This window comes from Paenibacillus sp. FSL k6-2145 (assembly GCF_037976585.1).
GTDB lineage: Bacteria > Bacillota > Bacilli > Paenibacillales > Paenibacillaceae > Paenibacillus.
In genome coordinates this window covers 1,487,630-1,502,399 of record NZ_CP150267.1, presented here as the reverse complement: position 1 = coordinate 1,502,399, position 14,770 = coordinate 1,487,630, and the positions used below count along the sequence as shown (strand labels likewise).

Below are 14,770 nucleotides of genomic sequence, written 5' to 3'. Positions count from 1 at the left end.
TTTTGATTAAAATGAATTGTTTATATGTCATTCTATGTGACATTATTTCGACTCAAATAAAAAAGCCCCTTAGCATCACATCGGAATTCAATCATTCCAATATGGGCTAAGGGGCGAGAGCTTAGAGCTTAAATTCTGTAGTTAAGTTGTACTCAAGTCTTTACATGAGCAAGACTAACAACTTCTTAATCTTCGATTCTTTTCTTTTTAAACTTCATTAGGAACTCATACACAATCGGTACGATAACCAGCGTGAGCAGCGTGGAGCTGATCAGACCGCCGATTACAGTGATTCCCAATCCTTTGGAGATGATACCGGCACTCTCTTCGAGACCCGTTACCAGTGGCAACAGTGCACCGATAGTCGCGAGAGCGGTCATCAGAATTGGACGCAGACGAGTTGCACCGGCTTCCAGCAAGGCTTCACGGGTAGGCATACCCTCTTTTTCCTTGTGAATAACACGGTCGATCAACACGATGGCGTTGGTGACCACGATACCGATGAGCATCAGTCCACCCATCATGGCGGAGACATCAAGCGTACCACCAGCGATGAACAGACCTACCATAATACCGATAACCGTAAATGGCAGGGAGAATAGGATTGCGAATGGTGCCAATCCGCCGCCGAATGTAACAACGAGCACGAAGTATACAATGGCGATGGCTGCCAGCATGGCGAGACCCAGTTGAGTGAATGTATCATTAATCTGTTCAGTTGTACCGCCGAACTTCACTTCAACGCCATCAGGCAGATCCAGTTTGTCGATCTCAGCCTGTAAGTTACTCGAAGCTTTCGTTACATCCGAAGCCAAGATGTTGGCTGTAACTTGAACAACAACCTTACCATCAATTTGCATGATGGAGTTCGGGGACGTACCTTCTTCCACTTTGGCAACATCTTTGATCGGAACTTGGATGCCAAGCGGTGAAGTGACGGTTTCATCCTCAATCTCATCAATACTGCTGAATGTTTTATCGTCTGTCTCTACATATACTTTGTACGTTTTATTATCGATATCAACTTCCGTGAGCACAGGACGTTCCCGTGTCGGGCTCAGTGCCATAGCCAGTTGTCCTGCAGTCAGGCCCAAGGAACTTAGTTTCTCCTGATCTGCAACGAGCGTATACTGCCCGTAGGTGTCAGCGAGTGTCGTATCTGCTTTTTCAAAATTATCCTTATCCGCTTCAACCAGTTTCAGAATTTCATCCGATACAGGTTTGAGTTGCTCTACATTATCGCCATAGATGGAGAGGCTCAGTCCGCTGCCACCCAGACCCCCGGACATATCAAGCTCACTCCAGGTTCCTACGCTAACTTCCTTCTTCAGACCTTCTACAAGCTGTTCCTTCACTTGAGTAAAGTCTTTCGTATCTTCGTTATATTCAATATAGAATAGAGCCGAGTTGGAACCACCGCCACCCATACTGCTCAGTGGATTACTTCCGCCGATGGAATATTGCATTTTCTCCAGACCCGGTTGTTCCAGCAACCACTTCTCGGCAACGAGTGCTTCTTTTTCTACATCTTCACGCAAAGCTCCGGTTTGTGGGCTGTACGTAATGGTCACATATTTATCTTGTTGTTCCGGCAAGAAGCTTGCACCGATGAACGGGTACAGGAATAAACTGCCGACCAGCAGGATCACTGCAATACTGACCGTGATGAGTTTGTGAGACAGTGTCCAGTTCAGCAGGCGTTTGTAACCTTCCGCCATTTTGCCTGGTTTTTCTTCATGATTCTGCTTATTCTTCAACCCTTTACGGAACAGGGTATGCGCGAGCATCGGCACAATGGTAATGGCAACGATCAGGGATGCCAGCAAAGCGAATACCATTGTCAGTGCAAATGGTGTGAATAGCTCACCAACCATACCGCTTACCAATGCCAGTGGCAGGAATACAGCAATTGTTACGATGGTGGAAGAAAGAATTGGAATGAACATCTCGCGAGTTGCTTCGCGGACCAGTTCACGGCCTTTCAATCTCTCGCCTTTGAGTGTTAATCTGCGGTAGATGTTCTCGATAACAACGATGGAGTCATCGACAACCCGTCCGATGGCAACCGTCATGGCACCCAGCGTCATCATGTTCAAAGTAATATCCATCATATTGAGCGCAGTCAATGCCATCAGCAAGGAGAGCGGGATCGAGATAATGGAGATAATGGTTGAACGAATATTACGCAGGAAGAGCAGGATGATCAGGATGGCAAACAAGGCGCCAAAAACGGCTTTGCCCAGCATCGTGTTCACTGAGTCCTGAATCGGCTTACCTTGGTCGAGCAGTACAGTCAAATCAGCATTTTTGAACTGCGATTGCAACTCTTCCGCTTTATCTTTGACTGCGTTAACGACATCAACCGTGTTGGCATCGTTGGATTTTACAATGGAAATACCGATCGATTCCTTGCCGTCTGTCCGGGAAATGGATTCCGCTTGACCGATGACTTCGATCTTGGCAATTTCACTTAATTTCACTGTAGGGATACCAGCTGCGTTGGCAGCGCCCGAAGGACTACCCAAGCCGGCATTACCGCCAGCAGCCTGGTCCGTTCCTTGTGAAGCACTTGGAGCGGAACCTTGACCTGCTTCGCCAGTTGGTGCTCCAGAGCCTTGTGGGGCTGCGCTTGCACCATTACCTGCAGAAGCGCCAGCACCGCCGGGTACGACTGGAATGGCAAGGTTTTTCAGATCATCGATGTCGACGATGTTTCCATCTACAACAACGGCCTTCTGGGATTTATCCAGTTCAAACAGTCCAAGGGGCACACGAATGGATGAACCTTGAACGATGCCGTTTACCGTATCTTCGGTCAGGCCCAGCTCGGCCATTTTGGCTTGGTCAAACTTCAATTGAACTTCTTTTACATATTGACCAGACACCTGAACCTGAGCTACACCGTCAATATCTTCGAGTGCAGGCTGAATATCCGATTCAACCAATCGTGTCAATTGCTCCAGGTCACCACCGTCCTTGTCGGACAGGCTTAGAGATACAACCGGGAAAGAGTTAATGCTGAACTTGGAAATGGTCGGCTTCTGCACGCTGTCAGGCAATTGAACTTCATTCAGTGCCTCACGAACGGTTGCAGTTGCGTTGGTCAGATCTGTTCCATAATCAAATTCGAGTGTAATGGATGCTGCATTCTCCATGGAAGTGGAGGTCACCGTCTTCACGCCATCTACATTACGTAGTTTTACTTCCAGCGGCTTCGTGACATCCTCAACAATTCCCTCCGGTGCAGCCCCCGGATCAATGGCAGTGACATTCAGAAACGGTACGTTGATGTTCGGGATTGTCTCTTGTTTCATCGTCAGTCCGCTGTACAGACCTGCAAAAGAGATGATAATTGTCAGAATCCAGATCGCAAACTTGTTGTTCAGTGAAAAATTAATAATACCTTTCATACGATGGTTTCTTCTCCTCTCTGTTTCTCCTGTTTATATGTGTGACGAGTCAGCCTGGATAAACCGGCTATACTTGGCATCCAGACTGTGCTTAAGCTCAGAGTGCAAAGGTTTGATGGCAGATACGCTCTCCAAATTGTGCATCATGCCGAGAATGATGGCACGCCGAGGCGTGAATTCCATCATCTCCTGTCTGAGAATGGCGATAGTTTCGAGCACATCATTCTTTGTTTGCCCTGCGGGCAGTTCGGAACCAGCGATATCCTGCATTTGCTTGATGATGTGAATGGGATGACGCATCACAGTGGAGTCTGTGTTTGGATCACTATTCCATGCGGGCCAGTCTTCCAACAAAATCAAAGGCGCAGGGCGCTGATCGAGCAATCCGTAAGCTGCATAATCAATCATTTGCAGCATATTGGTTGCCATTTTGGAGACGGTAAGGGAAGGCATTTCGGTAAACCAGATCTTAACGTAGGAGAGGAACATACCCTGTATGAGCAAAATAAGATCTATCGTATAGGGTTCAATCTCCGGTCCGTACATATCTTCCAGTTTGTCCTTGAAACCGTGTAGGGTAAGGATCTCCAAATCTTTATGCTGCGGGCTGCATTTTTCCTTGCGATGTGGCTCATCATTCATCATCATGCTTTGCATCTGTACACGCAAAAATTCCTTTAGCTCGGACACATGGCCCAGCAGTGTCTCAATCTGTTTGTGTGAACGTTCTCTCGGAGTAAGGTCAGCTTCATGTTCGATCTGGGATAGTTCGTCTATGAGCGTAAATAAGCAGTACTCCATCGTGCTGTCTTCCAATTCCTCTTTGGATTTGAATATAAGGTAAAGGCTTCCCTTAGACATCCCGCATATCTCTGCAATCTCCTGCATGGAGGTTGCGGCACTGCCTTTTTCCGAGAATAGCTTGAGTGCTGTAGTAATGATGAGTTTTTTCTTCTCATTCATCTCATGTATAGGGTTCATTAACGATACTTTCACCTCATCAGGGAACTTATGAGTTCTTGAATTGACTCTAGGGTCAAACTTAGTATAAACGATCTGGTTGAAGGAATTCAAATGGGAGTAAATTGGAAAATTAGAGCGGAGAAAAGAGGTTGATCAAATGAAAGTAGAGACGGCAAGTAACAAGGTGTAGCTTGTATGTACGTTATGGATAAGGTATTAAGAATGGATAAGTTAGTTTACTCCGGCAAAGGCGTACAAGGCGAGTATAATAATGGCGACAAAAGCGATGAGATAGAAGAGGGCTATGCCGATTAGAAGGGTATACCCTGTATAAGAACCTATCCGTGCCAATAATTTTTTCATGATTACGACATCCTTTCTTACGTAGCAGATTGTAGAGAGGTTCCCTATTTATATCATATCCCAAAAAAGACGACTTCCTGATCGAAGTCGTCTTTTTATATTACAGAATTTAATAGATATCATAATGGAGGCTAAGAATTACACGATAACGTAGATTGCAGAACCAACTTGAAGAAACGAAGTGTTCGCCTTTATCACCAGATTTATCCCTCTTTAAAGGGAATCAAAGAAATCTGGGGATAACAGCGATCGGAAAGTGGTACTGCAATCGGAGATATAAAGTGTAATTCAGTTGTTCCGTTATGTGATCAGTTTCAGACCAACGGCTGCCACCAAAATCATCGCGATAAACAGGATACGCTTCGCTTCTTTCCGTTCACCGAACAGGAACATGCCTGTTAACGTACTGCCGACCGTCCCGATCCCCGTCCACACGGCATACGCTGTGCCCATGGGAATGGACGTCATGGCGTAGGACAACAGCGAGAAGCTGAACACAAACGACACCAGCATAAGTACGATGTATGGCCATCCTTTCTTGGTGGAAGCACCATTAATACCGATTACGCCGAAAATTTCACATATCCCTGCACCTACAATTGCCATCCAAGCCATTACGCTGCACCTCCTTGGGCTTCTTGCTGATCCGTAACCAGCTTCAGTCCGATTACGCCGCAGAGCAGCAGCCCGATGAGCAATACTTTGGCCAAGCGGAACGGTTCACCGAACAGTACCATTTCCGTAAGGACGGTACCCGCCGTACCAATTCCCGTAAAGACGGCATACACCGTACCCACAGGCAGTCTTTTGGAAGCGGCAATGATCAGTCCAAAGCTGATCACGATGGCAATCCCCGTTAAAGTCCACTCCCAGGCATTCGAGGCATGTTTCAGCCCGCTTACCCAGACAATCTCAATAATTCCACCGATAAATACATATAACCAGTTGCGGTTCATGTTGTTAAATCTCCTTTCGGCACAACGCTTTGTGCCTCTTCGTTCAAATGATGAATGCCATGCCAAAAGACAGGCCAGGATGCTTCCAACCGTCTCTTGTACCGACGTGAGCTTCCATAGATAATTTCCACGGTAATGCCGTCAAGGAACGTCATAAATGCAATGGCGGCTTGTTCCGCGGGAAGGGGCGGTATATCTCCATTACGCATTGCCCGTTGCAGCAGACGATTCAGTGCACGTTCCATGCCATCGATAAACGGATACACCTGATCCATCACTTCGCCATACAGAGAAAGGGGTGGGTAAAAACAATTACGCAACATCAATCGAGCCGAAGCATGGGCATTGTATTCTTGTTCGAACCAGATCAACAAGCCTTTCAGCCTCTGCTCCAATGGCAGATCCGCATGATCGCGGAAATATTCCAGTGTGTGCCGTTTTACCTCGTGAAAAGCAAAGGCCAGAGTGTGCAAAAACAAGTCATCCTTGCAGCTAAAATGTGCATATATGGACGGTTTTTTAATCCCGACTTCATCAGCAATAGCTCTCAGAGAAGCTCCCTCATAGCCATCTCTCGCAAAATGGAATAGGGCAGCATCCCGAATGGATTGTGCAGTCATTCAATCACCTTCCTAACGGTCGTTAGGTAATTATATTTTCACACTTCACATCGCCTGTCAAGATGAAAATATCCGCCTGCACAGTAGAGTACAAGCGGATATAACAGGTATGAATGTGGTTTTTGATCAAAAGGTCGTAAGACCCAGAATCAGCTGCAGCTTATATAGGATACCTTTCAAAAACGTAGTCTTCTCCTGAAACTCATCCAGGTTTAGCGTAAACTCCGCATCATCATTATTCCAAATACGCTCGAAATAATTCGCGATATCAAGCGTGAACTTATTGTCTGGAGGAGCAGAAATCCATAAATCATTCTCCAAATTGTAGTCATTCATGTTTCGGGGTGTGAAATTAGTTGAACCTCCCAGGACAATATGATCACCGGTTGCTTTGGCAAGATAGATCATCTTGGTATGGTATTGCTCCTTGGTGGTGTTATACCAGCGGATCTGAATTTTACCGTCGGATTTATCATGCAATTCAGCAGCGACAGGACGGTTCGGAATGCCGATCTTTTCCTGACCAAAGGCATTTTCATTTGGATCAAGTACAAGCCGGATCTCGGTTCCTCGTTTTGCGGCTTCCAGCAGGGCTTCCAATACTTTTGGAGAGGCCACATAGAACATGCCCATCCATAAGGTGTCACCTTTGCCAGCCTGATTGATCTCATGGAGTACAGCGTCATTCACTTTGCCTTCCGTTAAATAGCGTATTCGTATATCTCCCGTGTTTGTATTCGTGGAAGGGGCTGTGTAGGCAGGAACCTGACCTCCGCCTGAGATGTCGAGAACCGCTTGCTCTGACTGAAGAATATCGCCAATGATTGGACCTGTTACTTCAAATGCAATGTTCGAGTGGTAGGCACTCGCATCATGAATATTGCCAGAAGAGACAATGGCCTTCTTCTCACTAACAACAACTTTGCGATGATTGGCCTTCACATTGAGCAGCTTGAGATAGGAACGTACAGTTACATCTGGACCATCGGTGGCCATCAGGTTTTTGATCCAGCCATCTCCAGATTGGCCAAACCATTGGAAGAAGGTCCGCCAGACCGCAGAGTATACTGGAGTTGAATCACGCAAAGGGTCCACATCCGTGATGACCACATGAATGCCTGCCTGTTTCATTTGTTCCAGCAACGGATTGGGTGCTGAGTTATAGTTGGTATTTACTTCATCTGTAATAAACCAGATGTCCATATCAGGATGTTGATTTTTTTTGGCGACCAGCGCTTTGGTGAATTCAGTACTCACGGGAGGAAAGTTCTGTCCCTTGTGCTGATAATTATTGAACAGGAACATATCCACCAGGACAAACTGCTCTGCTTCCTCCACAATTTGCATCATGCGCTGGAAAATCTGCTGTTCGTGCTCCATCTGTCCGTCGGAGGAAGGATATGTGAGGTCATGCAGGAACTCGACTTGATCTACACGATACTCCGGACTTTCGTAGGAAATGCCCGTTGGTAATGGTTTGTAGGTCTGATAGAGCATGACGGCGATGAGCCATAGGACTAATAGGACGATTCCTGTGCGTATGTATGGAAATTTGCCGCGTGAAGATTTGCGGTCTGAAGATTGGCGGCGTAATGAGACCAACGGTGGACTCCCCCTTCTGTAACTTGCTGACTTCTATTACCACACGGATGATAACGTTGACGCAGGAGAACCCGCCAGCATAAGGAATATAGCAGTAAAATGCATATGGCAAAATTGGCAGTATGCAATCGACAGGTGTCTGAGCGTTGTGTATAATGAGTGTATTATTTTTGTAGAATGTTAGGGTTTTTATATGCCTGACAAGGACGGGGAACCAATGATATAACCTTTGAAATCTGGACATTTAGGAAAGAAAGTGGGTAATAAGGTGTATTCCATCAAACAAGTCGCTGCCATGCTCGGTATCCCGACGGTGACGCTCCGGGCTTGGGAGAATCGGTATAGTGCGGTCACCCCTGAGCGGACGGAATCGGGTTATCGAATGTATACCGAAGAGAATGTTGCGGATCTGCGCTGGTTGAAAGAACAGGTTGAGCTACATCAGACCAATATTTCGGAAGCGGTACGGATGTTGAAAGTAAACAAATTAAATCCGCCCGAGGCTGTACCCACGCCGATCATGGCTCCGGTGCCTACGATGGAAGAAGCCTACGCACGCATGGCAGATCAGATCTATGACTCGCTCTACAACTTTCAGGGTGAACGTGCCAATGGTTTGATTGATTTTGGGTTCACCATGTATGGGTATGACTCGATGTTCTATCATGTGTTGGTGCCCATTCTGGTTCGGGTTGGAGATGCATGGGAGCAAGGCAGGGCTTCGGTGGCTCAGGAACACTTCATGACACAGTTGATTTCACAGCGGTTTTATCAGTTTTTCCATCTGTTCCCGATCTATCCGCATCTGCCCAAAGTTCTGGCGTTGTGTCCGGAAGGGGAGCACCATCAGGTTGGATTGCTGCTGTTCTCTCTCTTTATGCGTAAAAATGGAGCGGAAGTACTGTATCTCGGTGCGAACACGCCAGAAGAAGGCCTCTTCCCGATTATTCGGGAGCAAAAGATCAAGTTGGTCTGCCTTTCAATCACAAGCCCAGGGCTTCTTGAACGGTGTGATCAGCTTATAGAGCGAATTAAAAACGAGTTTCCACATATTCGCTTCGTACTTGGTGGAAAGGGCTATGAGCGTGCAGAGCATGCGCGTTATCCGCAATGGATTATGCCAGAGGATTCAGCGGATTGGCAGTCATGGATAGAACGTGAGTATCTCGCAAATCGACCAACTGGTGCGAGGTTTGGACAGGCAAATAACTAAACATAATCTCAAATGATATGAATAGGTTAGTGAATACAGGACATCCTTTGACGAAAGTGATCAAGGGATGTTTTTTGTGTTTATAAATGGAGTATTCTCGTATTTTGACCGACGGGTCATTTTTTGGTTTACAAGGTCGTATAATATTTGTATTATATTTGTATAATGTTTTTGCTAGTTACCGCTTAAAGTGTTCTTGGGCGGTTTAATAATAGGTTAGGGGCTAGAGAACTATAGGAATTCCCTACATAGAAAGGTGAGTGGCATGATACCGAATCAACAACGCAAACGTGCAGCTGTCATTGGCGCAGGTCCGGGTGGACTTGCAGCAGCGATGTTATTGTCCGGTCAGGGGTACGAGGTAGATGTGTATGAGAAACAGCCAGTCATCGGGGGGCGTTCTGCCAGATTGGAACTGGGTGAGTATCGATTCGACCGGGGTGCTACATTTTTGATGATGCCCCAGCTGATTGAAGAGATGTTCGACGTGGTGGGACGTAAGTTATCCGATTATGTGCATATGAAAGAGTTAACCCCACTGTACGCACTGAACTTTGGTGATAAGGTGTTCATGCCTTCTCGTAATCGGGAAGATACAGCTGCACAGATTAAGAAATTGTTCCCGGGCAATGAAGACAATTACCTTCGGTTCATGCAAGAAGAGGAAGTGAAGTTTAGCAAAGTCATGCCTTTGCTCCGTCGTCCTTTTGGCAAGCTGACTGACTATTTGCGCAAAGATGCGGTAACAGCTCTACCCAAGCTTGATGTCCACAATACAGTCTATGGAATCTTGTCTCGCTATTTTACAGATGAGCGTCTACGCTGGGCATTTACATTCCAATCCAAATACCTTGGCATGTCTGCTTGGGATTGTCCGGGCACCTTTACCATACTATCGTTTATTGAGCATCACTACGGATTGTTCCACCCCATTGGCGGCGTGAATCGGATCTTTCAGGCCATGGCTGATGTCGTGGAAGAATACGGAGGACGAATACATACTTCCACCCCGGTGAAACAGGTCATCGTTCGCAATGGTCGTGCAGAAGGTGTGTTGCTTGAGAATGGTGAACGCATCGAAGCAGACCATGTGGTGGTGAACGCCGACTTCGCACATGCGGTGAATCATCTGTTCGAACCGGGCGTACTTAAGAAATATACCCCTGAGAAAATGAAACGCAAAAAGTATTCCTGCTCTACAGCAATGCTGTATCTGGGTGTGGATGGTGAGGTGGACCTGCCGCATCACTCGATCTATTTTCCCGAGGACTACCGGTTGAACGTTGATGAAATTACGAAGCATAAAATGTTATCAGCCGATCCATCTCTATATATTCATAACCCTTCCAGACTTGATTCGACGCTGGCACCGGAAGGGAAATCTGCTTTATATGTTCTCATGCCTACGCCTAACCTTACCGCAGACATTGATTGGGAGGCAGAACGGGAGAATGTGCAAGAGGCCATGATGAAACGCATGGAAGGCATTCCTGAGCTGGCAGACATACGCAGTCGCATTGAAGAATGTATGCTGTTCACTCCACTTGATTGGGAGACTGAACTGGATGTGTATCGCGGAGCAACGTTTAATATGGCACATAATCTGGGTCAGATGATGTACCTGCGTCCCCATAACGAGTTTGAAGAGTTGAAAAGTGTATGGCTGGTAGGCGGCGGAACACATCCGGGCAGCGGGTTGCCCACGATCTTCGAATCGGCACGGATCAGTGTGAGACTGATTCAGGAAGAGGACGCGCGCACACGCTCCAAACCTTCCTCGTATGTGAAGACGGCAGAAGCTGGAGGACATTCATGAAGCGGGCCGCTATCGTAGGCGCAGGGATTGGCGGACTTACTTCTGCACTGTTATTGAACCGTCAGGGATGGGATGTCACCGTGTATGAACGGGGTTCCCGCGTTGGCGGACGAATTGGGTATGAGCAGGAAGGGGAGTACCGGATCGATCAGGGGCCAACCATTGTGCTTCTGCCTGAGATGTTACTTGGTATATTGGAGGAAGCAGGCGTAGATCGTTCGAAGATTGAATTGCTTCGCTGTGATCCGCTATACAGAGTGCATTACCACAGTGGTCGGGTCATGACCAAGATGACGTCACGTGAAGAGCAGACGGCGGAGATTGAACGTTTGTTCCCGGGAGAAAGCCGGGGATTCACACGATTCATGAAAGATATGGACACGTTGTTTCCGGCAGGCCGGGCAGCGTTCCTGGAAAGGGCTTTTCCGCGCAAAAGGGATTTCTTCACACCATCTCTCATGTCACTCATGGGCAGATTACGCGCACACAAAAGTGTCCGGAAAGCGGTAGGTGATTATTTTCAGCACGAGGAATTGCTCGACGCTTATTCTCTGCAAAGTCTGTATATCGGTGGATCACCGTTCGGGACCCCTGGCATCTATTCCCTTTTGCCTTATGCAGAGCATGAATATGGAATCTGGATGGTCAAAGGCGGATATGCAGCATTACCAGCCATTCTGGAACAGGAGCTGATATCGCGTGGTGGGCGTGTCGTGCTGAATTCGGAAGTTACCGGGCTCACGATTAAAAATGGTGTATGTGAAAGTATAGAAACGGCAGCAGGCGCAGAAAATGTGGATGCAGTTATCTACAATGGTGATTTCCCCCATCTATCAGGTTTGCTTGGACAGTCACCAGAGGTAGCGCGCAAAAGAAAGCCGTATCGTCCCTCCTCCGGATGTGTACTGCTCTATGTGGGCGTAGATAAAACCTGGGAAGATGCAACGACACACCAGTTCTTCCTGCCACCGAGTCTTGAAGGTAGTTTGCAGGAAGTCTTCAATCAGCGACGCATTCCGGCAAAGCCCTCATTTTACGTATTTAATCCGGTCGCATTGGATGAAACTGCAGCGCCTCAAGGACAGAGTGTATTGTATTTCCTCATTCCCGTACCAGATGCCGCAGGTGTCGACTGGGATCAGGAGAGCGAAGCATTGGCAGAACGGGTACTGGTAGAAGCGGAGCAACGAGGATTCCCGGGACTTCGTGCAGCGATCAAGTGGAAAAAGGTACGTACACCCGCTGACGCAGAGCGAGACGGTCTCTATGGGGGCGGAAGCTTCGGTATAGCACCTGTATTGTTCCAGTCCGGTGTATACCGACCACAACCCAAACCATTCCCTAATATAAAGGGATTATATGCCGCAGGAGCATCTGTACATCCAGGTGGCGGAGTGCCGATTGTGATGCAGAGTGCACGTATGGCCGTCAATCAACTCATGAAGGAGATGGGAACATGAATGAAGCGATTTTGAGCAGGTGTGAAGAGTTGATGCAAAAGGGTTCTTCCTCTTTTTATCAGGCCTTTAGAGGGCTGCCTAGTCCACGTCGGGAAGCGGTATATGTCATTTATGCCTTCTGCCGCATGATTGATGACAGTGTAGACGAGCCGGAACATTCGCCCTATACGATTCACGAGATCCATGACTTGTTTGATCGGCTAGAGGAAGCGGAAGGACACTTTATCTGGCCAGCACTGAGATGGTTGTTCAGCAGTTTTCCTCATCTGGATAAGGGGCCATTTTTCCGCCAGATGGAAGGGCAACTCACAGATCTTAAAGTAACGCATTATGCAACGATGCAGGAACTGGAGCATTATTGTTATCTGGTGGCCGGAACCGTAGGGGAGATGTTGTTGCCTGTATTGCGGGATGATAACGGCGCAGAAGTAGCCATGAACGGGATTGCTTTGGGTAAAGGGATGCAGATCGTTAATATAATTCGGGATGTTGGTGAAGATCGGGCCAGAGTGCGTCGGTATGTTCCGCTGGAGATCATGGAGAAGCATGGCTACACCGAGCAGGACTTTGAAGACGGGGTCGTGGACGAACGCTTTATTGCCATTGTTCATGAATTAAAAGCTGCAGCATTGAACTGGTTCCGTATTGGCATGGATCGTCTGGAGACGTACCCAACGGAAAGTGCGTTTTCCATCGAGCTGGCAGCAGCCTTTTACTCCACCATTCTACACGCGGTTGAACGCAACGACTATGACGTATATACCAAACGGGCATATGTTAGCGATGAATTGAAACTGGAGATGCTGGGTGCGATTGTGAAACGTTACCCGATGCTGGCCTATCAAGCCTCCCGAACGGCGGTATCCTGATGATCCAGTGGCTTTACTGGGCGTGGTATGTCATTGGAGCAACCTTGATGCTGACGATCGGCGTGCCGGACGTATTGTCCTTTTCCAATGGTTTATTCTTAATCTTCTACGCATTGTATGTGCTGGATCTGATCTACCAAGGGCGTAATCGGACAGGTCTGTCCGACCAGTCAGTCATCTGGCTGAAACCCGGACTCTGGATTTCCTCTGTGATCATCTGGCTGGGAGGTATGGGCGTGGAGTGGGTAGGGGTTCATACCCATTGGCCCTTTGGGGAGTATGCCTATTCTGACTTCTTCGGGATTCATGTGTTCAGTGTGCCAGTTACGCTGGGTTTTGCCTGGATCGCAGTGGTTGGTAACTCGGCGCTGTTAAGTGGTGGTGGTTCAACATGGACTGGCAAATTGCTTCGAGCAGTGAAGACCGGGTTCTGGGCGATTGTACTCGACCTGGTACTCGACCCTGTTGCACATGCGAGAGGATTCTGGGAGTGGCAAGCTCCAGGTGGATTCTACGGTGTTCCGTGGACCAATTACATAAGCTGGTTTATCATGGGTGCATTCCTGTCCCTCTTCCTTCCGGCCATGCCTAATGACCGTAGCTCATTGCTGCGTGCAAAATGGCTGTATCAGCTGTTTATTCTTCTGTTCGGCCTGCTTGCCCTAAAGGAAGGGATTACAGGAAGCTTTATCATCGCCATTGCTGGGGTGCTTCTTGCCGAAGGGAGCTGGCTCTATGATTCGCGCCGTAAAATCAAAACCGTTTAATCATATTTTTGCCTTATACAATCATTATTATCTGCTGCGTCGGCGCTTCCGCTCCTTCACGCTCACAGGGTCACTGGACCCGCAGGTGGACATCAGGGACAACTCCCCGATTGAACCGACTCGTCCGGTGATCTATTTCATGAACCACAGTTCCTGGTGGGATGGTCTGCTGCTCTATCATGCGGCTAGGCAGACATCGCGGGGAGATCATTATGTGATGATGGAGGAGCAACAGCTTCAGCAATATGCTTTTTTTCGTAAATTGGGTGCGTATTCGATCAATAAGGAGAGTGCGTCCGGTATTCGGACCTCTCTACAGTACACCAGTGAACTATTGAATTCGGGCAAAAGGGTCTGGATTTTTCCCCAAGGAGAAATTCTGCATCAGGAGGCCAGACCGATTCGGTTCCGTCCAGGCATCGGATTGTTGCTTCGTCGCTCTCCGAATGCCATCGCCGTACCGGTAACCTTGTGTCATGGGATGGTCCAGCATGATCTACCGGAAATATCGATGCAGGCGGGCCCGGCTGTGACGGAAGACTGGAAGGCATGGAAGAGTGAAGAGATTGCCTCCAGACTCGGCCTTTTGTTGGAAAAGCAGTTAGACGATCACAGATCAGCACTTGTACGGATGGGGCAGGGAAGTTTGCCAGATGCGCTTCCGCTGATTCGTCATGTACGTTCGACAAGTGAAAAATACGATGCGGCACGAAAGCGGGTGAACCGTTAGC

At 47.8% G+C, this 14,770-nt stretch carries 13 protein-coding genes; 6 read left to right on the top strand and 7 right to left on the bottom strand.

Annotation, left to right across the window (positions count from 1 at the left end; translation table 11 throughout):
• Positions 1–185 precede the first annotated feature (185 nt).
• The 7 genes from NZ043_RS06665 to NZ043_RS06635 all read right to left on the bottom strand — a co-directional run bounded on the left by NZ043_RS06665 (position 186) and on the right by NZ043_RS06635 (position 7,914).
• Complete coding sequence (locus NZ043_RS06665) at positions 186–3,410, bottom strand: efflux RND transporter permease subunit (protein ID WP_133386115.1); 3,225 nt, start codon at positions 3,408–3,410, stop codon at positions 186–188.
• A 33-nt stretch (positions 3,411–3,443) separates the two neighbouring features.
• Positions 3,444–4,391 (bottom strand): TetR/AcrR family transcriptional regulator, encoded by a 948-nt coding sequence (locus NZ043_RS06660; protein ID WP_124116559.1) that lies wholly within the window; start codon positions 4,389–4,391, stop codon positions 3,444–3,446.
• Between the two features lie 213 nt (positions 4,392–4,604).
• Entirely contained in the window at positions 4,605–4,736 is a 132-nt protein-coding gene (locus tag NZ043_RS06655; RefSeq protein ID WP_276324001.1) for a hypothetical protein, read from the bottom strand.
• 300 nt (positions 4,737–5,036) lie between these two features.
• Entirely contained in the window at positions 5,037–5,351 is a 315-nt protein-coding gene (locus NZ043_RS06650; RefSeq protein WP_017691901.1) for a multidrug efflux SMR transporter, read from the bottom strand.
• On the bottom strand, positions 5,351–5,692 hold the full coding sequence (locus tag NZ043_RS06645) for a multidrug efflux SMR transporter (RefSeq protein ID WP_091036235.1): 342 nt from the start codon (positions 5,690–5,692) through the stop codon (positions 5,351–5,353). The genes NZ043_RS06650 and NZ043_RS06645 overlap by 1 nt, the downstream gene beginning before the upstream one ends.
• A complete protein-coding gene (locus NZ043_RS06640) occupies positions 5,689–6,312 on the bottom strand; it encodes a TetR/AcrR family transcriptional regulator (RefSeq protein WP_091036238.1) in 624 nt (207 codons plus the stop codon). The genes NZ043_RS06645 and NZ043_RS06640 overlap by 4 nt, the downstream gene beginning before the upstream one ends.
• Before the next feature lie 126 nt (positions 6,313–6,438).
• On the bottom strand, positions 6,439–7,914 hold the full coding sequence (locus tag NZ043_RS06635) for a phospholipase D family protein (RefSeq protein WP_133386114.1): 1,476 nt from the start codon (positions 7,912–7,914) through the stop codon (positions 6,439–6,441).
• A 268-nt stretch (positions 7,915–8,182) separates the two neighbouring features.
• Between NZ043_RS06635 and NZ043_RS06630 the strand changes: the two genes are divergently transcribed.
• The 6 genes from NZ043_RS06630 (at position 8,183) to NZ043_RS06605 (ending at position 14,769) form a co-directional block, all read left to right on the top strand.
• Complete coding sequence (locus NZ043_RS06630; RefSeq protein WP_133386113.1) at positions 8,183–9,127, top strand: MerR family transcriptional regulator; 945 nt, start codon at positions 8,183–8,185, stop codon at positions 9,125–9,127.
• A 265-nt stretch (positions 9,128–9,392) separates the two neighbouring features.
• Positions 9,393–10,943: a phytoene desaturase family protein gene (gene crtI / locus NZ043_RS06625; RefSeq protein ID WP_091036245.1), complete on the top strand. Its 1,551-nt coding sequence runs from the start codon at positions 9,393–9,395 to the stop codon at positions 10,941–10,943.
• Complete coding sequence (gene crtI / locus NZ043_RS06620; RefSeq protein WP_091036250.1) at positions 10,940–12,403, top strand: phytoene desaturase family protein; 1,464 nt, start codon at positions 10,940–10,942, stop codon at positions 12,401–12,403. Before crtI (NZ043_RS06625) ends, crtI (NZ043_RS06620) begins: the two co-directional genes overlap by 4 nt.
• Positions 12,400–13,272, top strand: coding sequence for a phytoene/squalene synthase family protein (locus NZ043_RS06615; protein ID WP_091036253.1), 873 nt, complete (start codon positions 12,400–12,402; stop codon positions 13,270–13,272). Before crtI (NZ043_RS06620) ends, NZ043_RS06615 begins: the two co-directional genes overlap by 4 nt.
• Positions 13,272–14,039 (top strand): carotenoid biosynthesis protein, encoded by a 768-nt coding sequence (locus NZ043_RS06610; protein WP_091036254.1) that lies wholly within the window; start codon positions 13,272–13,274, stop codon positions 14,037–14,039. The genes NZ043_RS06615 and NZ043_RS06610 overlap by 1 nt, the downstream gene beginning before the upstream one ends.
• Positions 14,008–14,769, top strand: a complete 762-nt coding sequence (locus tag NZ043_RS06605) for a lysophospholipid acyltransferase family protein (RefSeq protein ID WP_091036257.1) — start codon at positions 14,008–14,010, stop codon at positions 14,767–14,769. Before NZ043_RS06610 ends, NZ043_RS06605 begins: the two co-directional genes overlap by 32 nt.
• Position 14,770: the final 1 nt, after the last annotated feature.